16 protein-coding genes and 1 rRNA gene are annotated in these 22,422 nt (G+C 73.1%); 2 read left to right on the forward strand and 15 right to left on the reverse strand.

Annotated features, from left to right (window positions below; genetic code table 11):
• Positions 1–33: 33 nt before the first annotated feature.
• From ACFRQN_RS29390 to ACFRQN_RS29460, 15 genes are all read right to left on the reverse strand, one after another.
• Positions 34–2,658, reverse strand: a complete 2,625-nt coding sequence (locus tag ACFRQN_RS29390) for a hypothetical protein (protein ID WP_380743234.1) — start codon at positions 2,656–2,658, stop codon at positions 34–36.
• Between the two features lie 247 nt (positions 2,659–2,905).
• The gene (locus ACFRQN_RS29395; RefSeq protein ID WP_049655591.1) at positions 2,906–3,499 is read right to left on the reverse strand and encodes a hypothetical protein; all 594 of its coding nucleotides are present in this window, start codon (positions 3,497–3,499) and stop codon (positions 2,906–2,908) included.
• A gap of 56 nt (positions 3,500–3,555) precedes the next feature.
• Positions 3,556–4,596: a PstS family phosphate ABC transporter substrate-binding protein gene (locus ACFRQN_RS29400; protein WP_380743236.1), complete on the reverse strand. Its 1,041-nt coding sequence runs from the start codon at positions 4,594–4,596 to the stop codon at positions 3,556–3,558.
• Positions 4,597–4,683: 87 nt separating this feature from the next.
• Positions 4,684–5,715: a PstS family phosphate ABC transporter substrate-binding protein gene (locus ACFRQN_RS29405; RefSeq protein WP_380743238.1), complete on the reverse strand. Its 1,032-nt coding sequence runs from the start codon at positions 5,713–5,715 to the stop codon at positions 4,684–4,686.
• Between the two features lie 427 nt (positions 5,716–6,142).
• Positions 6,143–6,547, reverse strand: coding sequence for a hypothetical protein (locus ACFRQN_RS29410; RefSeq protein ID WP_049655595.1), 405 nt, complete (start codon positions 6,545–6,547; stop codon positions 6,143–6,145).
• A complete protein-coding gene (locus tag ACFRQN_RS29415) occupies positions 6,537–6,950 on the reverse strand; it encodes a DUF1508 domain-containing protein (RefSeq protein ID WP_074002007.1) in 414 nt (137 codons plus the stop codon). The genes ACFRQN_RS29410 and ACFRQN_RS29415 overlap by 11 nt, the downstream gene beginning before the upstream one ends.
• Positions 6,951–7,118: 168 nt before the next feature.
• Positions 7,119–9,017 (reverse strand): GAF domain-containing sensor histidine kinase, encoded by a 1,899-nt coding sequence (locus ACFRQN_RS29420; protein WP_380743240.1) that lies wholly within the window; start codon positions 9,015–9,017, stop codon positions 7,119–7,121.
• Between the two features lie 46 nt (positions 9,018–9,063).
• Entirely contained in the window at positions 9,064–12,582 is a 3,519-nt protein-coding gene (gene cydD / locus ACFRQN_RS29425) for a thiol reductant ABC exporter subunit CydD (RefSeq protein WP_380743242.1), read from the reverse strand.
• A gap of 4 nt (positions 12,583–12,586) precedes the next feature.
• Positions 12,587–13,612, reverse strand: a complete 1,026-nt coding sequence (cydB, locus tag ACFRQN_RS29430; protein WP_074002005.1) for a cytochrome d ubiquinol oxidase subunit II — start codon at positions 13,610–13,612, stop codon at positions 12,587–12,589.
• A gap of 33 nt (positions 13,613–13,645) precedes the next feature.
• Positions 13,646–15,190 carry a cytochrome ubiquinol oxidase subunit I gene (locus ACFRQN_RS29435; RefSeq protein ID WP_049651270.1) on the reverse strand — a complete coding sequence of 515 codons (1,545 nt, stop codon included), beginning with the start codon at positions 15,188–15,190 and terminating at the stop codon, positions 13,646–13,648.
• A gap of 372 nt (positions 15,191–15,562) precedes the next feature.
• The gene (locus ACFRQN_RS29440) at positions 15,563–16,924 is read right to left on the reverse strand and encodes an oxygenase MpaB family protein (protein ID WP_380743244.1); all 1,362 of its coding nucleotides are present in this window, start codon (positions 16,922–16,924) and stop codon (positions 15,563–15,565) included.
• Positions 16,917–17,153, reverse strand: a complete 237-nt coding sequence (locus ACFRQN_RS29445) for a hypothetical protein (RefSeq protein ID WP_049651268.1) — start codon at positions 17,151–17,153, stop codon at positions 16,917–16,919. Before ACFRQN_RS29445 ends, ACFRQN_RS29440 begins: the two co-directional genes overlap by 8 nt.
• A 266-nt stretch (positions 17,154–17,419) precedes the next feature.
• The gene (locus ACFRQN_RS29450; RefSeq protein ID WP_380743247.1) at positions 17,420–18,319 is read right to left on the reverse strand and encodes an LAETG motif-containing sortase-dependent surface protein; all 900 of its coding nucleotides are present in this window, start codon (positions 18,317–18,319) and stop codon (positions 17,420–17,422) included.
• A 261-nt stretch (positions 18,320–18,580) separates the two neighbouring features.
• Positions 18,581–20,080 (reverse strand): cell wall metabolism sensor histidine kinase WalK, encoded by a 1,500-nt coding sequence (locus tag ACFRQN_RS29455; RefSeq protein ID WP_117488840.1) that lies wholly within the window; start codon positions 20,078–20,080, stop codon positions 18,581–18,583.
• A gap of 12 nt (positions 20,081–20,092) precedes the next feature.
• Complete coding sequence (locus ACFRQN_RS29460; RefSeq protein WP_304414264.1) at positions 20,093–20,881, reverse strand: response regulator transcription factor; 789 nt, start codon at positions 20,879–20,881, stop codon at positions 20,093–20,095.
• Positions 20,882–21,296: 415 nt separating this feature from the next.
• Here ACFRQN_RS29460 and rrf point away from each other — a divergent pair.
• Both rrf and ACFRQN_RS29470 read left to right on the forward strand, forming a co-directional pair.
• Positions 21,297–21,413: ribosomal RNA gene (gene rrf / locus ACFRQN_RS29465) — 5S ribosomal RNA — on the forward strand.
• Positions 21,414–21,644: 231 nt separating this feature from the next.
• Positions 21,645–22,358 (forward strand): IclR family transcriptional regulator, encoded by a 714-nt coding sequence (locus tag ACFRQN_RS29470; RefSeq protein WP_030246527.1) that lies wholly within the window; start codon positions 21,645–21,647, stop codon positions 22,356–22,358.
• Positions 22,359–22,422: the final 64 nt, after the last annotated feature.

The following is a 22,422-nucleotide window of genomic DNA, read 5'->3' on the forward strand; positions in this document are numbered from 1 at the left end:
GGCCGGAACGGCGGCCCCGCCGAGCGCGGGTTCCTACTTGCGGCGCAGTCGCGACCACTGGGCGCGGGCGCCGGTCAGCACCTTCGCCCCGGCCGGGGTACCGCCCAGGACCAGCGCGGCCGGTCCTCCGACCAGCAGCACCAGGCCGGCGATCAGCGCGACGGGCAGCAGCAGGCGGGCGGTGCCGGGACGGTCGGGCACCGGGGTGCCGACCGGGGCCGCGGCGATCGCGTTGCCGGAGGGCGCGGTGCCCGCGCCGGGCTTGGCGCCGCCGGCCGCGCCGGGAGCCGCGGCACCGCCGGCCGTGCCGGTCCCGGTGGAGCCGGTGCCGGAGAGGCCGCCGCCGGACAGGCCGTCGGAGGAGCCGAAGCCGGTGCCGCCGGAGTTGCCGTCGGCGGTGGTGCCGCCGGTGCCGGAGCTGCTCACCGGGGTGGTGCCGTCGCCCGTGCCGCCGGAGCCGGAGGAACCGTTGCCGCTCTCCGGGGTGCCCGGCTCGCCGCCGGGCGGAGGGGCGGTCTGGTTGCCGGGCAGCTTGCCGTCCTGGGCCGCGACGTGCTGCACGGCCTCCTGGGCCTGCTGCCGCTGGGCGCCGGTCAGCGCGAGGTAGCCCTGGGCGAGCTGGCCCGGCGCGAGGCCGTAGGTCTGGCCGTCGGTGGTCACGGTCTTGAGGAACTGCGAGATCGACGCGGCCTTCTCGGCGGGCACGCCGCCGGTCGGCACCATCGCGTACTGCACCGCGGTCAGCGGGTACGCCCGCTGGTCACGCGAGAACGCGGTGTCCGGCGTGCCGTAGGGCAGCTGCTGGACCCCGGTGGCGGCGTCGGTCGGCATGTCGCCGACGGCGGCCTGGAAGCCGGCCGTGCCGGGCGACACGAAGGAGCCGGCCGGGTTGAGCAGCGAGGCCTCGGGGAGCGAGAACGCCTTGGCCTGGCCGGTGTCCATGATGGCGAGCAGCGACCGCTGGCCGGGGATCTGCGTGGCACAGGCCTTGTGGCTGCCGTCCGACTCGGTGTTCGGCTGCTGGCAGTTCGGCTGGTACTGCATCAGGTTGCGCGCGACCCGCCCGAGACCGTCGAGCGAGGGGTTCCACTCGTACTGCTTCCAGTGCTTGAAGTCGACTCCGGCACTGCCCTGCGCGGGCCCGGAGTAGTCCTGGACCTGGAACGCCTCCGCCGGGTAGCCGGCGAACTTCGGCTTCAGGTAGAAGCTGTCGACGCGCATGCCCCACTGGTCCGGCTCACCGTCGAGGAAGCGGCTCGCGTCCGGATCGGCGGCAAACCACGAGGTCAGCTGGTAGGTGAAGTCGGTGGTGCCACCGGGAACACCGGGGTAGATCGTCAGGGTGCCGCCGCAACTCGTCGGCCAGTGGATCCCGTTGGCCGCCGTCTCCGGGTTCAGCTGCTTGAACTCGGGGTCGGTGAAGAGGCAGTTCGGATTGCCGGCCACCGAGGGGATGCTCGTCCCCGGCGAGGCGTAGGACTGGGTGAGCAGCTTGGCGACCAGCCGGGCGTTCAGCTTCATGTCGCGGATCTGCCGACCGGTCTTCGGGTCGTCGATCAGGTACGTGACCGAGATGCCGGTCGTCGCGAGCGGGGCGTAGACGTACGGACGGGTGGGCGGCGACCGGTCGGGCCGCGCCGTCAGCGCGACCTCCGTGCTGCTGCTGCCCCCCAGGAACGCGGCACGGGCCTGCGGCTCACCACCGGAGGGGACGTAGCCCACGGTCATCGGCGAGTCGCCCAGGCACAGGCCGGCCCGCCACTGCTGCATGGCCCGGTTGGCCATCTCCAGACCGGCGGCACCGAAGGCCTGGTTGCTCACCGTGCAGGAGTCCGCCGTGGGCGCGAAGGACAGCGGGACCACCGTCCGGTGCTGCCAGGCGCACTGCTCGCTGGTCCGGTTGCCCGTCTTCCAGTTCTGGTTGCCGGGGGTCATGATCCCGTCGGCGGCGGTGTAGCCGTCCGGGTCGGCGTCCAGGTCGTGGAACTCGCAGTCGGCCTTGCCGTCGAGGACCTGGAAGAGGTCCAGCGGGTCGCCGCCGTAGTTCGGCTCGACCACCAGGGAACAGGGGTGGGTCGCGTCACAGCCGAGCGTGGAGCTCTCCTTCGCGCTCCACACCTCGATCGAGGCGCTGCCCGAGCCGTCCGGGCCGGTGGCGGCGATCACCTGGTTGGTGGGCCACTCCGGCACCTCCGTGCGCGTCGGCCGGGGCGGCTGCTCGAAGCCCTTCGTCCGGTCGCCGCCGTAGAGGGTGCTGCCGTAACAGTCCGTCACCGCTGGGTCGGTGCCCCGGCACTGGTAGATCCGCACCGCGTAGAGGATGTGGGTCGACAGCGACTGCGCCGTCGGCGCGGGATCGTTGGTGCCCAGGTAGACCGTCGGGGTGAAGCCGCTCCAGGACACCTGGAGGACCTGGTTGGTCAGGTTCGCCGTCTGGGAGACGGTCACGCTGCCCTCGGTGCCGTACTTCTTGGCGGACGGAATCCAGACCTTCGGGCCCGGGACGGTCACCGCCGAGTCGGCGTGCGCCTGTGGCGCCGCGCCCAACCCGATCGGAATGACGGCGAGCGCCGCCACCACGGCCTTGGCGAGGACCAGGGCCGGTAGTCGACGGCGCCACCTCCCTGGGCCTCTCGGGTCGGGTACGCGGTTTCTCATGGCGAGGCCTCCGGGAGATGCGGGCCGCCGAGGGAGGCGGCACGAGGGCGTCGATCGCGCTGGGGACGGACGGTTCCGTGCGTACTATTCGGCCAGCCGGACATGGCGGGATCCGGTCGACCAGATGTACGAGACCACAACGCGACGACTCCGTACCGGAGTTGGGAACTCCGCAAGCGAAGGGCCCGCGCCGAGGCGCGGGCCCGCCGACCTGCGGTTCAGTACCGGGTGAGCGGTACCGGGTGGTTCAGTGCGCCGGGGTGTAGGACAGCGCGAGCTTGCCGATCTTCTGGCCGGCGGTGAAGTAGCCGGTGCCCAGCTTGGTGTCGAGGTACTGCGCGCCGGCCGCGTCCACCTCGAAGCTGGAGGAGGTCAGGTTCTGGGTGAGGCCGCTGCGGGTGATCACGTTGTCGCCGGACGGGTCGAGCAGCGGGACCGGCGTGGTCGAGCCGTTCGGAACGGCGGTGAAGTAGCCGTTGTCGACCGAGAAGTCGAGCTGCTTGAAGGCCACGCTCTTGCCGGTCTTGAGGTTCAGGAAGAGCAGGCCGCCACCGAACTGCACGTCGCCGTAGAAGTTCGGGATGTTCGCGGCGCCGCCGGTCACCGGAAGCGTCACGGTGAGGCCCGCCGTCTGGTCGTACGCCGGGTCCGCGGGCTGGAGCGGGATGATCACGATGCCGTTGAGCGCGGCGTTCGTCAGGAAGTTGACGTCGGTGGTGATCACGGCCTGGCCGGCGGCCGGGGTGGTGGCCGTGTCGGCGGCGGCGACGCCGCTCACGGCGGTCAGGGAGAGGACGACGGCGGCACCGGTAGCGGCCAGGCGGGCGCTGATGCGGGACATGCTGGACTCCTTGGGAGAGGGAGAGGTGATGTGCGGGTGGTGCGGTTCGGCGGGGCTCAGGAGTGGGTGACGGAGCCGCAGGCGATCTGCGGCAACGGGACGAAACCGGACTTCCTGATGGCGTCCGCGCCGTTGCGGCAGATCCAGCCACCGCGGCCGAAGATGCCGCGCAGCGCGGCACCACGGGTGTTGTCGGCGTACAGCTCCGCGTCGCGCAGGACGTTCGACAGCACGACCCCGTACGGCGCCGTGACGGCGGAGGCCGAGATCGTCCTGGTCTGCGGGTCGATGGGCGCGATGCCGTCGACGGACCTCAGGGTCAGGGCACCCGGCACGTCCTCACCACCGCCCTGCCCCTGGTACGCCTGGCCGATGTAGTAGCCCGTCGAGTAGGGGATCAACGCGTCGGGGTCGGCCAGGACCGGGTCGCTGCCCTGGTTCTCCCGGATGCCGCTGGTGACGCAGGCACCGGGGGTGACCGCGTAGCCGCGACCGATCGTGAGCAGGAAGTGCGCCCTCAGACCTGTCCCGGACGGGGGAAGGTAGGCCTTGATGGTGGCGTTCGGCAGCGCCGGGTCGATCTGGTTCCAGGTGGTGACCGCGCAGGTGTAGATGTCCTTCAGGTTCCCGGTGCTCAGGTTCGCCGGGGCGTTGCCGGTGGCCGGGGCGGCCCAGGCGACGGCGTCCCAGGCGATGGCCACGAAGTCGTCCGTCGAGAGGTCGTCCTGCTGCGGGCCGCGTGACGCGCGGGCGAAGTCCACGGTGGTGCCGGTGCGGCCGTTCAGCGCGACCATGCCGGCGTGCTGGTCCGCGGGCCGGGCGATCGTCGTGGCACCCGACTTGGTGGTGATGGTCCCGCTCGGGCGCGTGTCCCAGCTGTACAGCCTCGGTGTCGCCGGATCCGTCAGCGAGGCGTTGTAGCCGCTCGCGATCCGGTTCATCAGGATCTGGGTCGTCCCGTCGCCGACACCCACGACGTCGACGGCACGCGGTGTGACACCGGCCGCCGGGTCGGCGAGCGCGGTACCGCCGACGGTGGTCGTCGCCAGGACGGCGATCGCGGCGGCACCGCCCAGCATGGTCATGGCCCTGCGCATCGGCCCGCCTCCGGCGTCCGGTCGTGGTGAGGGTGGCCCGGCGGCCGCGGGCGAGGCCCCGCGGCCGCCGGTGTGGTGCGGGGTGGATCAGGAGTGGGTGACGGCGCCGCAGGCGAAGGCGGACAGCGGCAGGAAGCCGTAGCTCTTGAGGTCGTTGGCGCCGTTGTTGCAGAGCCAGCCGCCCTTGCCGAAGATGGCGCGCAGGGTGGCGTTCGAGTTCCACTCGGTGTCACGGAAGACGTTGTAGACCACGCGGGAGTACGGGGTGGCCGCGAAGGCGGCGCTGATCGTCTTGGCCGTGGTGTCCACCGGCAGGACACCGTTGACGTTGCGGATGGTCAGCGGGCCCTGGACGTCGGTGCCGCTGCCCTGGCCGTAGTAGACCTGGCCGATGTAGTGGGCCACGGAGTAGGGGACCAGCGCGTTGGGGTCGGCCAGGACCGAGTCGCTGCCCTGGTTCTCCTGGGTGCCGCTGACGACGCAGGCACCGGGGGTGACCGCGACGCCGCCACCGATGGTGGTCAGGAAGTAGGAGCGGGTGCCGGAGTCGGTCTGCGGCAGGAAGGGCTTGATGGTGGCGTTCGGCAGCGACGCGTCGATGTCGTGCCAGTTGGTCACCGCACAGGTGAAGATGTCCTTCAGGTTCGCGGTGCTCAGGTTCGCCGGGGCGTTGCCGGTGGCCGGGGCGGCCCAGGCGACGGCGTCCTTCGCCAGGCTGACGAAGTAGTCGCTGCTCGGGTCGCTCGACTGCGGGCCGCGCGAGGAGCGGGCGAAGTCCACCGTGGTGTTGGTGTAGGTGGCCAGCGCCTTGATGCCGGCGCCGGAGCCGTTCGGGCGGGCGATCGCGGCGGAACCGGCCTTGGGGGTGATGGTGGTGCCGGTGGGGGTCGCGTCCCAGCTGTAGACGCGGGGGGCGTTCGGGTCGGTCAGCGACGCGTTGTAGTCGGCGGCGAGCTGGTTCACGACGGCCTGGGTGGTGTCGGAGCCGGTGCCCACGAAGTCGATGGCGCGCGGCGTCACGCCGGCGGCCGGGTCGGCGACGGCGGTGCCGCCGGCGACGGTCGCGATGGAGGTCGCCAGGGCGGCGACGGTGAGCAGCTTGGCAGCGGTCTTACGCATGTTCCTCTTCCTCCGGGGGAGAGACGTACATCGCGTGAAACCCGTACTCCGTTCGGGAGTTCGGGGCCGTGTGGCCGCGTCCGCTGCGGCCTCGCCGGCAGTGCCGATCCTGTCCGGCGGGGAGGTTCCGCCGGAAGGGAGGCCGGGTCCGGCCGGGGAATGTCGACTCATCGGTTCAGCGAGGTTTAGCCACTGGTCAGCGTGCACGTGACAGGGGCACTACCGGCCCTCCGAACCCGGTCGACGTTCTTCTCCAGGAAGCTGCTCGGGGTGTTGCCGGAAACCTGCCCTTCACCGGAACTGCACGGACGGGGGCCGTGGACGGAACCGCCGCCTCCGGACATGCTCCGGATACACCCGGGATACGCCCCGGACATGCCGACATGGCGGTCCGTCGCGTTCGACGGACCGCCACGCACACGGTCTCCTACAGCGGCCGGCGGCCGTCCCGCCCCGATCGCCGCAACTCCTGCCCCACCCACTGCAGTCCGGCCAGGAACCCCTCGATCCCCGCCTGGCACTGGTCCCGCCGCAGGTACCCCCGGGCGCTGCGGGCGACCGGGACGGCGTCGGCCGCCCCCGGCCGGGTGCTGCGCACCGGCAGGTAGGCGGCCCAGACCCACTGACGTCCTTCGGACTGCCCGACCGAGCACCGCAGCGCGGCCCGTTCGATCAGCAGCACCCGGACGGCCTCGGCGAGTTCGTCCTCGCTGCGGTACGTCCGTACGCCGACCCCGAGCGGCCTCCCGTTGGCGGCCCGCAGTGCCCAGCCGAGGCAGCGGTCGGCCGCCGGCACGATCAGCAGTCGCGGGCCGCGTCGCTCAGCGGCCATCGGTGCGTCTCAACGGTACGGCGGGCTCCGGGAGTTCGTGCGGAGGCTGCTTGGAGAGCAGCACCACGAACCGCCGGAAGGCGTTCTGGCAGGTCGCGTACCGCTCGTACGCGCGGCTGGAGCGCACCTCGGGGAGGGCGCGCGAGCCCGGGACGACCCAGATCCAGCCGATGCCCTCCCGTACGTGGGTGATGCGCGCGGTGAGCCCGGGCGCCGCGGCGCGCAGGCCGTCGAAGCCCCGCTCGGCCTCGCCCGCCGTCTCGAACGCGGCCGGGGTGATCGCGACCACCCGGCCGTTGGACGCCTTCAGTTGCCAGCGGTAGCGCCCGTCCGCTGCCCGTTCGGCGCGGAAACCCCCTCGACTTGCCCCTGCTGCGGTGTGACCGCGGCCGGCAGCGTTCACTGCCCCCTCCGTCCGGTTGCCCTCCGGTTTCCCCTCCGAGCGGAGCAAAGCTATGTGTGCACACGGAGCCCCCGAAAGCCCAGAACGTTCACAACTTGCGCTGTTGGTCGGGAAGTTCTCTCTCGTTTAACTTTCACCGGTTCTTGGTGGTAGTCCCGGTCGGAACCCTCAGAGCCGGGCCGTCCAGCGCACCATCGTGCCCTTGCGGTACGGCCCGCTCTCGTGCCAGGCGTCGCCGCCGAGCGCCTCGGCGCGCCGGGTGAGGTTGAGCAGGCCGCTGCGCCGGCCGCCGGCCGGGATGCCCACCCCGTCGTCGGTCACGGTGAGCAGCACGCCGGGCCGGCCGCCCCGGTCCAGCGAGTCCGGGTCGCCGCCCACCGGGCGGCCGTCCTCGCCCAGGTGGGTGGTCGCGTCGATCTCCACGCCGACCCGGGAGGCGCGCGCGTGCCGGGCCGTGTTGGAGAGCATCTCGCGCAGGGCGGCGAGCAGTTGACGGCCGGTCTTCTCCCCGACCAGGCTCTCCACCGGCCCGACGAAGCTCACCGAGGGCTTGAAGCCGAGCGCGGCCGCGGCCTGGCTGGCCTCCCGCAGCACCCGGGTGCGCAGGGTGTCCGGCGCGTCGCCGTGGTCGTCGTGCTGGAGGGCGTAGATGGTGGTGCGGACCTCCTGGATGGTGGCGTCCAGCTCGTCCACCGCCTTGCCGATGCCGACCCTGACCTCGGGGACGACGGCCCGCCGGGCGGCGCTCTCCAGCATCATCCCGGTGGCGAACAGCCGTTGGATCACCAGGTCGTGCAGGTCGCGGGCGATCCGGTCGCGGTCCTGGAAGACGGCCAGCCGCTGCTGGTCGCGCTGGCCCTCGGCGAGCCGCAGGGCCAGCGCGGCCTGCGAGGCGAAGGTCTCGGCGAGCTGCTTCTCGCTGTCGGTGAACGGCACCGCGCCGTGCGGGCGCCAGACGCAGAGCCCGCCGAGCACCCGCCCCGCGGCGACCATCGGCACGGCCATGGACGGGCCGAAGCGGCGGGCGAGCCGGATCACCACGGTCGGGTCGCTGGACATGTCGTCCAGGTAGACGCTCTCCCCCGCGAGCAGCCGCGCCGCGAAGCTCTCCCTGGGCAGCAGTTCGCCGCGGACGTACTCGGCCAGTTCGCCGGAGGCGTGCGCGACCCGCATCTGCCCGTCGCCCTCGCCGCCGCCCTCCGGGCCGGTCGGCAGCAGGATCATGCCGAGCGCGGCGTCCGCCAGCTCCCGTACCTGCTCGGCGGCGACGGTCAGCGCGCTCTCGGCCTGCTCGGCGGAGAGCAGGGCGGTGGCGACGGCGGCGGCGCCGGCGATCCAGCGTTCGCGGCGGCGGCCCTCCTCGTACAGCCGGGAGTTCTCGATGGCCACGCCGGCCGCCGCGGCGAGCGCGTGCACCACCTGCTCGTCCTCGGGGGTGAAGGCGCCGCCGCCCTTCTTCTCGGTGAGGTAGAGGTTGCCGAACACCTCCGCGCGGACCCGGATCGGCACGCCCAGGAAGGTCCTCATGCAGGGGTGGTGCGGCGGGAAGCCGGAGGAGCGCGGGTCGGTGCGGAGGTCGGCCAGCCGCAGCGGCTCGGGGCGGTCGATGAGCGCGCCGAGGATGCCCCGGCCGGCGGGCAGTTCGCCGATCTCGGCGGCGGTCTCGTCGTCGACCCCGACGTGGATGAAGTCGGCCAGGCCGGTGCCGCCGGGGGCGATCACGCCGAGCGCCGCGTAGCGGGCGTCGACCAGTTCGGCGGCGCCCACGGCGATCCGGTGCAGGGTGGCGTGCAGGTCCAGCCCGGCCCCGATCGAGACCACCGCCTCCAGCAGCCGCTGCATCCGGTCGGTGACCGCGGCGGCCGACTGCAGGCGCTCGGCGACCTCGGTGACCAGGGTGTCCAGCCCGAGCGAGGCGATCTCCGGCACCTGGTGGGGCGTCTGCTCGGCGGCGGCCCCGGGGAGGTCCGACGGGAGGCCCGGAACGGGGTCCGACGGAAGGCCCGGAACGGGGTCCGACGGGAAGCCCGGAGCGGGGTCGGGCGGGAGGTCCGGCGTGGGGTCCATGAAGAAAGCCTACGTTTGTACGCTTTTCAGCCGAAGGACGGCGCGACTAACGGGTGACGGCCCGGCCGGCGGCAGCCGGAACCGGCTCCAGCAGCCCGTCCGCCTCCCGCTCCCGCCGCCACATCGCGTGCAGCCGCCCGTCCGGGTCGGCGACCAGCTCCGACCAGCGGCCCCGCTCGGCCACCCGTCCGCCGTCCAGCACCAGCACCTCGTCCACCGTGGTGTCGTCCAGCCCGGCCAGCCGGTGGGTGATCAGCACGGTGGTGCGGCCCTCGGTGGCGGCCAGCAGGTCGGCGGTGAGGGCGTCGGCGGTGGGCAGGTCGAGGTGCTCGGCGGGCTCGTCCAGGACCAGCACGGGGAAGTCCGCGAGCAGCGCCCGGGCGAGCGCCAGCCGCCGGCGCTGGCCGCCGGAGAGCCGGGCGCCGTGCTCGCCGACCATGGTGTCCAGGCCATCCGGCAGGCCCTCGGTCCACTCCAGCAGCCGGGCGGCGGCCAGCGCGGCGCGCAGCTCCTCCTCCCCCGCCGCCGGCCGGGCCAGCCGCAGGTTCTCCCGCAGCGAGCTGTCGAAGACGTGGGCGTCCTGGGCGCAGAGCCCGATCACCCGGCGGACGGACTCGCCCGCCAGCGCGCGGCTGTCCACGGCCTCGGGGCGGCCGTCGGCGAACCGCACCGTTCCGGCGCTCGGCTCCAGGAAGCGCAGCAGCGCCTGGGCGAGGGTGGTCTTGCCGGAGCCGGACGGGCCGACCACGGCGATCCGGCGGCCGGCCGCGAGGTCGAGGTCCACCCCGACGAGCGCGTCCGCCGTCTGCCCGGGGTGCCGTACGGTCAGCCCGCGCACCGCGACGGGCAGCGGCCGCTCGGGCAGCGCCACCGGTTCGGCGGGCTCGGCGACCGGGGGTTCGGCGGAGAGCACCTCGTCCAGCCGGGCCCGCGCGGCGCGGCTGCGCTGGCGGGCCTGGACGGCGAGCGGCATCCCGGTGACGGCCTCGAAGGCGGCCAGCGGGGTCAGCACCACCACGGCCAGGCAGACCGGCGCCAGCACCCCGTCGCGCACCCCCTGGACGCCGACGGCGGCCGCGGCGGTCACGGTCAGCCCGGTGAGCAGGGCGATCAGCCCGGTGCCGAGCGCCGTGGTGGCGGCCGAGCGGGCGGCCAGCCCGGTCAGCGCGGCGTCGGCGCTACGGACGGCGGCCAGCCGGCCGGGCAGCGCGCCGGCCACGGTGAGCTCGGCGGTGCCGGTGAAGGCGTCCACCACGGCGGTGGCCAGGCGCCCGCGCGCCGGGGCCTGGCGCCGCTCGGCGCCGGCCGACCAGCGGGCGGCCAGGGCGGGCACCAGCCCGCCCGCGAGCAGCAGTCCGAGGCCGAGCACCAGCCCGGCGGCCGGCAGGAAGGCGGCCATCGCCGCGGTCGAGGCCAGCGCGACCAGGCCGGCCACCGCGGCCGGCAGCCGCCAGCGCAGGTAGTGGTCCTGGACGGCGTCCACGTCGGCGACCAGCCGGGAGAGCAGGTCGCCGCGCCGGAAGGCGGGCAGTCCGGCCGGGGCGAGCGCGCTCAGCCGCCGGTAGACGGCGGCCCGCAGGGTGCCGAGGGTGCGCAGCACCGCATCGTGCGAGACCAGCCGCTCGGCGTAGCGGAAGACGCTGCGGCCGATGCCGAAGGCCCGTACCGAGGTGACGGCCATCATCAGGTAGAGCACCGGCGGCATCTCGGAGGCCCGGGAGATCAGGTAGCCGGAGGTGGCCATCAGCGCGACGGCGCAGCCGAGGGCGAGCGCGCCGAGCAGGATCGAGAGCGCCAGCCGGGGGGTGCCGCCGCCCTCGGGCCGGGGCTCCTCGGCGACGGCGGGGGCGGGCGTGGGGCGGCCGCTGTGGGCGAGCGGCGCCACCGGGGCGGCCGGGGCGGCGGCCGACGGGGCTCCCGCCAGCCGTACCCGCCGGTCGGCGACGGCCAGCAGGGCGGGCCGGTGCGCGACCACCAGCACGGTGCGCGCCGGGTCGGCGGCGAGCGCCCGGACGGCGTCCACCACGGCCGCCTCGGAGGCGCCGTCCAGGTTGGCGGTCGGCTCGTCCAGCAGCACCAGCGGCCGGTCCTCGGCGAGCAGCACCCGGGCGAGGGCGAGGCGCTGGCGCTGCCCGGCGGAGAGCCCGGCGCCGTCCTCCCCGAGGACTGCCGCCAGGTCGGTCACGAAGTCGAGCGCGTGCGCGGCCCGCAGCGCCGTCCAGAGCTGCTCGTCGGTGGCCTCCGGCCGGTAGAGCCGCAGGTTCTCGGCGACCGTCCCGGCGAACAGGTGCGGGTGCTGCGGCACCCAGGCGATCTGCCGCCGCCAGCTCTCCGGCTCCAGCTCGGCCAGGTCGTACGTCGTACGGCCGTCGGCGGCGGTGATCCGGACGGTGCCCGACGACGGGGCGGTGAGGCCGAGCAGCACGGCCAGCAGGGTGGACTTGCCGGCGCCGCTGGGGCCGGTGAGCGCCGTGCTGGAGCCCGGGCTCAGGGTCAGCGCGGCGCCGTCCAGCGCGGGCTCGGTGCGCCCGGGGTGCCGGACGACCAGGCCCTCGGCGGCGATCACGGCGCTCGCGAGGTCGGGTGCCGGGGTGGTACCGGCGGCGGGCAGCGGGGTCTCCAGCACCCGGAACAGCTCGTCGGCGGCGGTCAGCCCCTCGACGCTGGAGTGGTAGAGCGCGCCGACCTGGCGGATCGGGAAGTACACCTCGGGGGCGAGCACCAGGATCAGCAGCCCGGTCTCCAGGTCGAGCGTGCCGTCCACCAGCCGGAAGCCGACGGTGACGGCGACCAGCGCGACGGACAGGGTGGAGAGCAGCTCCAGGGTGAAGGAGGAGACGAAGGCGATCCGCAGGGTGCGCAGGGTGGCCCGGCGGTAGTCGGCGGTGATCCGGGCGATGGTGGCGGCCTGGGTGCGGGCCCGGTTGAACACCTTGAGGGTGGGCAGTCCGGCGACCACGTCGAGGAAGTGGTGGGAGAGCCGGGACAGGGTGTTCCACTGCCGGTCCATCCGGGACTGGGTGGCCATCCCGATCAGCACCATGAACAGCGGGATCAGCGGCAGCGTCCCGGCGATGACCGCGGCCGAGGTGAAGTCGGCGCCGACGATCCGCAGCAGCACGATCACCGGGACGACCACGGCCAGCGCCAGCTGCGGCAGGTAGCGGGCGAAGTAGTCGTCCAGCGCGTCGATACCGCGGGTGGCGAGGGTGGTGAGTTCGCCGGTGCGCCGGCCCGCCAGGTAGGACGGGCCGAGCGCGGTGGCGTGGTCGAGCAGCCGGCGCCGCAGGGTGGACTTCACCCGGGCGACGGACCGGTGGGCGGTGAGTTCGGTGAGCCAGCCGACCAGCCCGCGCCCGACCGCCGTCAGGGCGAGCAGCAGCAGCGGCGTGGTCAGCTCGCCGAGCGTCGCCCCGCGCTGGAAGGCGCGGACGACGATCTCGGCGATCAGACTCGCCTGGGCGACCACCAGGGCCGCGCCGACCGCGCCGAGCAGCACGGATCCGGCGAGGAAGGCCCTGGTGGTGCGGGCGTACCCGAGGAGTCGGGGGTCGACCGGCTTCACGGCGTCAGGCCTGGTCGAGCGGGGCGGCCGGGTTGTGCCCGGGGATGTGCTGGACGCCGATCCGCTTGCGGAACACCCAGTACGTCCAGCCCTGGTAGAGCAGCACCAGCGGGGTGAAGATCGCCGCCACGACGGTCATCACCTTCAGCGTGTACGGCGAGGACGCGGCGTTGCTGACGGTCAGGCTCCACTCCGGGTTCAGGGTGGAGGGCATGACGTCCGGGAAGAGCGCCAGGAAGAGCATCGCGACCGCGGCCACGATGGTCGCCCCGGAGAGGCTGAACGCCCATCCCTCGCGGCCGAGCTGGTTGGCCGCCAGGGCGCCGAGCAGGGCGACCACCGCGACGATCATCGCGGCGAGGCTGCGGCCGTTGCCGTGGTCCACCTGGGTCCAGGTCAGGAAGGCCAGCGCCAGCACGGCGGTCGCCAGGCCGGAGACCAGGGCGGACCTGCGGGCCCGCTCGCGGATCTCGCCGACCGTCTTGAGCGCGGCGAACACCGAGCCGTGCAGGGTGAACAGGGCGAGCGTCACCAGGCCGCCGAGCAGCGCGTACGGGTTCAGCAGGTCCCAGAGGGTGCCGACGTAGTTCTTCTGCGCGTCGATGTCCACGCCGCGCACGATGTTGGCGAAGGCCACGCCCCAGAGGAAGGCCGGGAGGAGGGAGGTCCAGAAGATGGCCTCCTCCCAGTTCCGCTGCCAGCGGGCGCCGTCGTTCTTGGCCCGGTACTCGAAGGCCACCCCGCGGACGATCAGGCAGACCAGGATGACCAGCAGCGGGATGTAGAAGCCGCTGAAGAGCGTCGCGTACCAGTCCGGGAAGGCCGCGAAGGTGGCGCCGCCGGCGGTCAGCAGCCAGACCTCGTTGCCGTCCCAGACCGGGCCGATGGTGTTGATCAGCACCCGCCGCTCGGCGGTGTTGCGGGCCAGCGGCTTGGTCAGCACGCCGATCCCGAAGTCGAAGCCCTCCAGGAAGAAGTAGCCGATCCACAGGACCGCGATCAGCACGAACCAGACGTCGTGGAGTTGCATGTCAGATCCTCAGTTCCCCGGTGTCCCGGCGCCTCAGTAGGCGAAGGCGAGCGGCTTGTCGGCGTCCTCGTCCGAGGACGGTCCGCGCAACGACGGGTCCTTGGTGGGCGGCTGCTCGGTCACCACCGGGCCGGCCTTGGCGTACTTGACCAGCAGCCGGACCTCGATGACGGCGAGGATGGCGTACAGCGTGGTGAAGGTGGCCAGCGCCCCGATCTGGGTGCCGACGCTGACGTTGGGGGAGACCGCGCTGGCCGTGGTCATCAGGCCGAAGACGGCCCAGGGCTGACGGCCCATCTCGGTGAAGATCCAGCCGAAGCTGTTGGCGATCAGCGGGAAGCCCATGGTCAGGATGCCGATCCGCCAGCTCCACTTGGTCAGCTGCGGCCCCAGCTCGCGCCTGGGGGTGAGCATCAGCCGGGGCACCTCGGTCTCGCCGGTGCGGAACTCGGGGTGCAGGAAGAGCTTCTTCCGGGTGGTCCACAGGCCGATCAGGCCGGCCAGGAAGGAGGTCATCCCGAAGCCGATCATGAGGCGGAAGCCCCAGTAGGTGACGAAGATGCTCGGGATGTAGTCCTTGGGGTCGCCGCCGTGCTGGGCGGCCTCGGCGGCGGCGGTGTCGTTGATGCCGGGGACGGACGAGCTGAAGTCGCTGTGGGCGAGGAAGGAGAGTATCCCGGGGATCTCCAGGGCGACCGAGTTGTGGCCCTTGCTGACGTCCCCGACCGCGAAGACCGAGAACGGCGCCGGCGCCTGGGTCTCCCACAGCGCCTCGGCGGCGGCCATCTTCATCGGCTGCTGCTCGAACATGACCTTGCCCAGGGTGTCGCCGCTGAGCGCGGTGCCGGCGCCGAAGACGACCGCGAGCACCAGGCCGAGCCGCAGCGAGGTGCGCATCGCGGCGGTCTTCTTCGGGTCGGCGGTCTCGGGCTTGCGCTTGGCCTTCCAGAGGTGGAAGGAGGCGATGCCGACGACGAAGGCCGCACCGGTGAGGAAGGCGGCGGTCAGGGTGTGGAAGACGACCACCAGGGTGGTGTTCTGGAACAGCACCCGGACGACGTCGGTCAGTTGGGCCTTGCCGGTGACCGGGTCGATCGCGTAGCCGACCGGGTGCTGCATCCAGGAGTTGGCGGCCAGGATGAAGTAGCCCGAGAGCACGGTGCCCAGCGCCACCATCCACATGCAGGCGCAGTGGATCTTCCTCGGCAGCTTGTCCCAGCCGAAGATCCACAGGCCGATGAAGGTGGACTCGAAGAAGAAGGCGATCAGCGCCTCCATCGCGAGCGGGGCGCCGAAGACGTCGCCGACGAAGCGGGAGTAGTCGGACCAGTTCATGCCGAACTGGAACTCCTGGACGATGCCGGTGACCACGCCCATCGCGATGTTGATGAGGAAGAGCTTTCCCCAGAACTTGGTGGCGTGGAAGTACTTCTCCTTGTTCGTCCGCACCCAGGCGGTCTCCAGACCGGCCACGATCGCGGCCAGGCTGATCGTGAGCGGGACGAAGAGGAAGTGGTAGACGGTGGTGATGCCGAATTGCCATCGCGCGATGGTTTCGTGAGCGATTGCCAGTTCCACGTCGCCCTCTCTCCCAACCTGCCCGCGTGACGACGGGCATCTTCCGGACAAACTTCATCTATAGCCGTAGACCGTTGCTCAACCACGCAAGCTTGTCCGCTTGTGAACGTGAACACGTTCACAAGGAGCAGTATCCACCATCCTTACGGGGGAACCGCAGGTGGGGTGGGATTGACAGGCTGTGCGCTGCGTCACGGGCCGCGGCGCGGTCCGCACAGTCTGCGGATCCACCGCGGGCCGGGGCAACGAACGACCGGGCGGATGGCCGGAAGTTGTTGGCCGAACCGGCGCTTGACAGGCCCGCGACCCGGTCGCCCCGACGGGATCCGCGTGCTAGGGCCTGTCTTCGGACTCGCCTCTGCGGGCCACGCCCTACGGGCGGCCGAGCAGCTCGGTGCCCGGGACGGAATCGGCGCGGGCCGTGAAGAACCCGGTGAATCCGGCCAGGAACTCCTCCCGGGTGATCCGCCCGTCCCCGTCGGCGTCCAGCCGGCGGAAACCGTGCGACAGCTCGGCCGGGTGCACGCGCGGCCCGCCGAACACCGCGCGGTACTCGTCGAACTCCAGGAAGCCGCTGCCGTCGGTGTCGGCCGCGGTGAACACCGCCCGCAGCGCGGGCAGCAGCCCCCGCTCCAGGTAGGCCTCGTCCCGGTCCAGGCCCGCCAGGGTCGCCGCCACGAACTCCTCCCGGCTGACCCTCCCGTCCCCGTTCGCGTCCATCACCGCGCGCAGCTGCTCCCACCAGCTGTCGAAGGCCTCGTACACCCGGGCCTCGCCCGCCTCGTCCAACTCCAGCTGCCAGCACACGTTGTGCGCCATCGCCCGCAGGTCGTGCGCGGTGATGAAGCCGTCGCCGGTCTGGTCGAGCACCTCGCGGAAGAAGCGGTCCAGCCGGGGCCCCCGGCCGTCCCGGTGCGGGCGGTGGCGCTTCGGCGCCCGGTGCTCCTCCGGGGAGCGGTAGCGCAGCCGGTCCGGGAGGAGCGGGACGACCGCGCCCACGCCGCGGTGCAGCACGGCGGACAGCAGCGCGGCCCGCCGGGTCCGGACCAGCCCGAACCGCTCCCGCACCGCCGGCGGCAGGTCCGCCACCGTCAGCTCGCGGATCGCCCGGGCGACCACCACCCGCACCACCCGCCAACCCGCGTCGCCGAGGAACCGGAGCCGGCGCGGCGCGGGCGCCTCGCGCAGCAGGTCGTCCAGCAGGTGGCGCGCCGCCTCGGTGTGCTCCAGCCGCTCCCGCGCGTACCGGGCGAAGTAGGCCGGCAACTCCCCCACGGTCTCCGGGATCTCGCCCTTCGGGAGGTCGAAGACGGCGACCGCCTCCCGGAACTCCGCATACGCCTGCGCCAACTCCCCCGCGTCGTACCGGTCCCCGCCCAGCCGGCGCATCGCGACCACGCCCTCGAAGAGCGTCAGCAGCACCCACGCCCTGGTCGCCGCGTCCCCGGCGTCGTACGGCCGCCCGTCCGGCCCCGTCCCCCGGATCCGCTTGTGCGCCCGCTCCAGCCGCGCGACCTCCCGGCGCAGCGCGTCCGCATCCTGGTAGAACAGCCGTCGCCCGCTGCCCAGCGTGTGCTCCACCCGCCGCCACGGGTGCGCCCGGTACGTCGAGTGCTCCGCCATCCCCGCCGCCACCACCGGATCCGCCGCCTGCAGCACCAGCAGCCGCCACGCGACCAGCACGATCCGCCACTCCGACAGGTCCCGCCTGAACGACGCGCCGCGTTCAGCCACGGCGCTCACCGGTGATCTCGGGACCGATCACGAAGCCCTTGGCGGGGCCCTCGGGGATCACGGCCTCCTTGCCGTACGGGACCCGGGTCGAGGTCGCGTAGGCACGGCGCTCGGGGTCGGGGCCGGTGAGGACGGTGACGGCGTCGAACCCCTCGATGATCTCCACATGGATGCCCTGGGGGACGTCCATGGACTTCCACATCTCCCACAGCGCCTGGTCCAGGTCCACGCCGGTCTCCTCAACAGCAACCGCGCTCATCGGAACACCCCAATTTCCCGTCCAGTGATCAGCCCGCGCGAGCCCGCGCGAGCAACGGCAGCACGGTCGCACGCGACCTGGGGGTCGGCCGGGTGAACGGCAACGGGTTCACTCGATCGAGGAGTTTCGGGGTCGGGAACGCCGGAACCGCAGGACGGGCCGGGGCCTGTCCTGCGGTTCGGGGGTGGTCGCGCCCGCCTTTCGGGCGGGTGCGGAGCCGGGTGGGGCGGGGTGGGTCAGGAAGCCGAGCGGGCCGGCTTGCGGCGGGAGACGTAGAGGGCGGCGGCGCCGAGGCCGAGGGCGAGGCCGGAGCCCAGGGCGAGGTACGGGGTGGCGGGGTTGGAACCGGTGTCGGCGAGTTCGGTGGCCGAGCCGGTGGTGGCGGCCTGCGTGGCGGTCGCGGTGCTGGTCGAGGTGGTCGACCTGTTCGAGGCGGTGGTGGCCCTGGTCGCGGTGGACGCCTTGGTCGCGGCGGTGTCCGAGGCCGGGGTGCCGGCGGCGGGCTGCTCCGCCGGCTTCTCGACGGGCTTCTCGACCGGCTTCGCGGCGGCGGCCCGGGCGTCGGCGAGCGCCTTGTCCGCGGCGGCCTTGGTGGCGGCCGCGGCCTTGGTGGCCTCCTGGGCCGTGGAGATCCGCCGGAACGCCTCGACCTTGGCGTCGTCCAGGGCCTTGCCCGCAGCGGTCACGGCGGCCTTGGCCTTCTCGTCCGCGGCGGTGGCGGCGTTGGCGGCCTCGAACGCCTTCAGCATCCGCTCCCTGGCCTTGGGGAGGTCCTCCTCCTTGGCGGTGCCGTACGCCCGGGCGGCCTCCTCGGCCTCCTTGTCGGTGGTCTCCCTGGTCGCGGCGGCCTGCTTGGCGGCGGCCCGCGCCTCCTGGAGCCTGCCCTGGTAGGGCTGCGGGTCCTTCAGGAACGCGGTGGCCTCGGCCGTGACCTCGGCCTCGTTCGCGACGGCCGCCGTGTGGGCCTTGGCCGCGGCCGCGGCGGCCTGCTCCAGCTCGGCGATCGAGCCGCTGTCGCTCCGGGTCTGCGTCACCGACGCCGACTCCGCGAAGGCGGGCGCGGCGGAGAGCACGGCGGCGGGCGAGACGACGGCGGCGACGAGGACGGCCGAGACCAGCGAACGGCGGAGGTTCACGATGACCCCTTTCGGGTCGAAAGGAAAAGCAAGGGTCACGGCCGGAGGGTTCCTCACGGCCGGACGACGCCGATCATAGGCACACGCATTCTTAACGCTCCATGCCGGATTCCGGCAATGACCGGGCGCCGAACCTTCCGGGTTCGCCGGGGAATTGACGAGTCGACAAAGCCGGGGCAAAAGCGCGCCCCGAACGCCCGAATTCGTGGCATTCGGGTCGGCGGGGCCGAATTCGCGGCATTCGGCCCCGCGGGAATCCGGTCAGCGCTGGCGGGGGAGTTCGACGCGGAAGGTGGCGCCCTCGCCCGGGGCGGTGTGCAGGGTGAGGGTGCCGCCGTGGGCGCGGGTGAGGGCGGTGGCGATGGCGAGGCCGAGGCCGGCGCCGCCGCCGTTGTCGCGGCTGCGGGAGGCGTCGACCCGGAAGAACCGGTCGAAGACCCGCTGGGCCTGCTCCTCGGTGAGGCCCGGGCCGGAGTCGGCGACCTCCAGCAGGCAGACGCCGCCGGGGCCGGCGCCCACCCCGATCCGGACCGGCGTGCCGGCCGGGGTGTGCTTGACCGCGTTGCCGACCAGGTTGGTGACCACCTGCCGCAGCCGCGCCTCGTCGCCGAGGACGGGCGCCGCGCCGGGCGCGCCGGTGCCGGCCGGGCCGGTGAGCGCGACCGGGCGGCTCGGGTCGAGGGCGGTGAGGTCGTGCAGCGCGTCGGCGGCGAGGGTGCGCAGGTCCATCGGGGCGAGGTCGAGCGGGCGCTCCTCGTCCAGCCGGGCGAGCACCAGCAGGTCCTCGACCAGGGCGCCCATCCGGTCGGCCTCGCTCTCGATCCGGGTCATGGTCCGCTTGACGTCGGCCTCGGTGGGCAGCGCGCCCATCCGGTAGAGCTCGGCGAAGCCGCGGATGCCGGCCAGCGGGGTGCGCAGCTCGTGCGAGGCGTCCGCGACGAAGCGCCGCATCCGGGCCTCGGACTCGGCGCGGGCCGCGAAGGCCGCCTCGATCTGGGTGAGCATCCCGTTGAGCGCGATCGACAGCCGGCCGACCTCGGTGCCCGGGGAGAGCTCCGGCATCCGGTGCGACAGCTCGCCGGCCGCGATCCGCTCGGCGCCCGCCTCGATCCGGCGCAGCGGCCGCAGCCCGGCGCGCACCGCGAAGAAGCCGAGCGCGGCGATCAGCACCAGGACGCCGCCGCCGATGGCCAGGAAGGAGGTGCTCAGCCTGCCGATGGTGGCGTCGATGTCCTCGCGGGAGACCGCCACCATGACGTAGGTCGGGGTGACCGCGGGCGAGGCGTACGCGCTGGGGTTGGCGGCCTGCCCGCGGGGGGCCTGGAGCGGCAGCACCAGCACCCGCCAGCTGTGCCGGCCGCGCTGGTCGGGCAGGTCGAAGGGGACGTCGGGGGCGGTCCGGGTCGGGTCCAGTCCGGCCAGCTGGGGCGCCGGGTCGCTGTCCGAGACGGGCTGGCGCATCAGCGCCTGGACCTTGCCGTCCGAGGAGAGGTACTGCACCAGGTACTGGCTGGGCAGGCTGACCCGCCGCCCGGCGACCAGGGGCTTCCCGGCGGCCGGCGCGACCACCTGGCTCGGGGGCTTGCGGGAGAGCGGCAGCCCGTACCGCTGGAGCTGTTCGTCCAGCTGTTCCACCAGCTGGGTCCGTACGGCGCCGAGCACGAAGGTGTCGCTGACCGCGAGCCCGGTGGCGACCAGCGCGAACACGAGCACCAGCAGCCGGGCGCGCAGCGACAGCCGGGAGGAGAAGCGGGCGGGCACGAGCGGGTCCGGTCAGCCCTGCGGGGGGCGGCGCAGGGCGTAGCCGATGCCGCGCACGGTGTGGATCAGCTTGGGGCCGTGCGCCGGGCCGGAGTCGAGCTTGCGGCGCAGGTAGGAGATGTACGACTCGACGATGGAGAGGTCCCCGCCGAAGTCGTAGGCCCAGACGTGGTCGAGGATCTGCGACTTGGAGACCACCCGGCCGACGTTGGCCATCAGGTAGTGCAGCAGCTTGAACTCGGTCGGGGAGAGCGAGACCGGGGTGCCGCCCCGGGTGACCTCGTGGGCGACCGGGTCGAGGCTGAGGTCGGCGACGACCAGTCGGCCGTCCTCGGCGGGCCCGCCGGCCCGGCGCAGGATGGCGCGGATCCGGGCGATCAGCTCCTCCAGGCTGAAGGGCTTGGTGACGTAGTCGTCCGCCCCGGCGGCCAGGCCCTGGACCTTGTCGCCGACGCCGTCCTTGGCGGTGAGGAAGAGCACCGGCAGGTGGTCGGCGGGGTGCCCGTGGGCCGGCCCGGCTATCTGCCCGCGGCTGGTGCGCTCGCGCAGCTTCTCGACGACGGTGAAGCCGTCGAGGTCGGGGAGCATCACGTCGAGGACGACCAGGTCCGGGCGCTCGGCGGCGACCAGTTCGAGCGCCTCGGTGCCGGTGGCGGCGGAGGCGACGCGGAAGCCGGAGAAGCGCAGCGAGGCGGAGAGCAGCTCGCGGATGTTGGGCTCGTCGTCCACGACGAGCAGGAACGCCTCGCCCTGGCCGCCGGGCACCGTGGAACCGCCTGGTGTGGTGACAGTGCCTTGCACGGGGCTTTCGCCTCCCGGTCGGACGATGACGTTCAGCATGAGGCTAGCCCCCGGAGGCTATGCGGCATGGATGAATGTTGGATTAACACCTTATCGGTCGGTTTTTGGGCGATCGGCGCACAGGGGTGGGGTCGGTGGTGTGCGCACGGGCGTGGACACGACGGACAGGGCGCGCACGCTGCGTGACGCGCCCCCTCGGTGTGCCGGCTCCCCCTCCGAGCGGGTCGACGCGAGCCGACGGGTGGACACCGCCCGCCGGTCGGCCCGACCCCCGGTCGCGACCGGCCCCCGGTCGCGAGCGACCCCCCGGACGTGACCGGCCCCTCGGGACCGCGGAATCCGTTCGCTTTTCCTCCTGCTATGATTTACAGCGAGGCGTAGGCAGTGCTTTCGAGCAATTGCCCGGCCCGATCATTTCGGTGGTCATAGCGAGAGGGAAACGCCCGGCTCCATTCCGAACCCGGAAGCTAAGCCTTTCAGCGCCGATGGTACTGCAGGGGGGACCCTGTGGGAGAGTAGGACGCCGCCGAATTCTTCTTACGGCCCCTGCCGTGTTTCGAAAGAGACACGGCAGGGGCTTTTTGCGTTTCCCCGGCCGTTCCCCGGCCGTTCCCCGCTTCCGGTGCGGGCGCCGACCGCCCGCAGCGGCGCGTCCGCCATCCGAGACGCCGAGTCCCGGAAGTGGTGCTTTGCGGGCATCTGAGAGGATGGCGGACATCGAAACAGACTTGCGTCTCGCTACCTGAGACTGCAATATCATGCTATGGACAACACTAGCGGCGTCGGCGTTCTCGACAAGGCCGCTCTGGTGCTCAGCGCACTGGAGTCGGGCCCCGCCACACTGGCGGGGCTGGTCGCCGCCACCGGTCTGGCGCGCCCCACCGCCCACAGACTCGCCGTCGCACTCGAACACCACCGCCTGGTCACCCGCGACATGCAGGGCCGCTTCATCCTCGGCCCCCGCCTGTCCGAACTCTCCGCCGCCGCCGGCGAGGACCGACTGCTCGCCACCGCGGGCCCCGTCCTCACCCACCTGCGCGACGTCACCGGGGAGAGCGCGCAGCTCTACCGCCGCCAGGGCGAGATGCGCATCTGCGTCGCCGCCGCCGAACGACTCTCCGGTCTGCGCGACACCGTCCCCGTCGGCAGCACCCTGCCGATGAAGGCCGGCTCCGCCGCCCAGGTCCTCCTCGCCTGGGAAGAGCCCGAGCGCCTCCACCGAGGCCTCCAGGGCGCCCGCTTCACCGCCACCGCGCTCAGCGGCGTCCGCCGCCGCGGCTGGGCCCAGTCCATCGGGGAGCGCGAGCCGGGCGTCGCGTCCGTCTCCGCCCCCGTCCGCGGACCGTCCAACCGCGTGGTGGCCGCCGTCTCCGTCTCCGGCCCCATCGAGCGGCTCACCCGCCACCCGGGTCGCCTGCACGCCCAGGCCATCATCGAGGCCGCCAACCGGCTCACCGAGGCCCTCCGCCGCAGCTGACCGCCGGGCAGCGCGGCCGGAACGCACGAACGGAACGGGCCGCGCCCGAGGAAAGGATCTCCTC

The sequence above is a fragment of the Kitasatospora sp. NPDC056800 genome (assembly GCF_042789775.1).
Lineage (GTDB): Bacteria > Actinomycetota > Actinomycetes > Streptomycetales > Streptomycetaceae > Kitasatospora.

What these genes read in the sequence shown, in the direction of transcription:
- ACFRQN_RS29390 (WP_380743234.1), bottom strand. Translation starts at nt 2,658, where the DNA reads ATGAGAAACCGCGTACCCGACCCGAGAGGCCCAGGGAGGTGGCGCCGT.
- ACFRQN_RS29395 (WP_049655591.1), bottom strand. Translation starts at nt 3,499, where the DNA reads ATGTCCCGCATCAGCGCCCGCCTGGCCGCTACCGGTGCCGCCGTCGTC.
- ACFRQN_RS29400 (WP_380743236.1), bottom strand. Translation starts at nt 4,596, where the DNA reads ATGCGCAGGGCCATGACCATGCTGGGCGGTGCCGCCGCGATCGCCGTC.
- ACFRQN_RS29405 (WP_380743238.1), bottom strand. Translation starts at nt 5,715, where the DNA reads ATGCGTAAGACCGCTGCCAAGCTGCTCACCGTCGCCGCCCTGGCGACC.
- ACFRQN_RS29410 (WP_049655595.1), bottom strand. Translation starts at nt 6,547, where the DNA reads ATGGCCGCTGAGCGACGCGGCCCGCGACTGCTGATCGTGCCGGCGGCC.
- ACFRQN_RS29420 (WP_380743240.1), bottom strand. Translation starts at nt 9,017, where the DNA reads ATGGACCCCACGCCGGACCTCCCGCCCGACCCCGCTCCGGGCTTCCCG.
- cydB (WP_074002005.1), bottom strand. Translation starts at nt 13,612, where the DNA reads ATGCAACTCCACGACGTCTGGTTCGTGCTGATCGCGGTCCTGTGGATC.
- ACFRQN_RS29470 (WP_030246527.1), top strand. Translation starts at nt 21,645, where the DNA reads ATGGACAACACTAGCGGCGTCGGCGTTCTCGACAAGGCCGCTCTGGTG.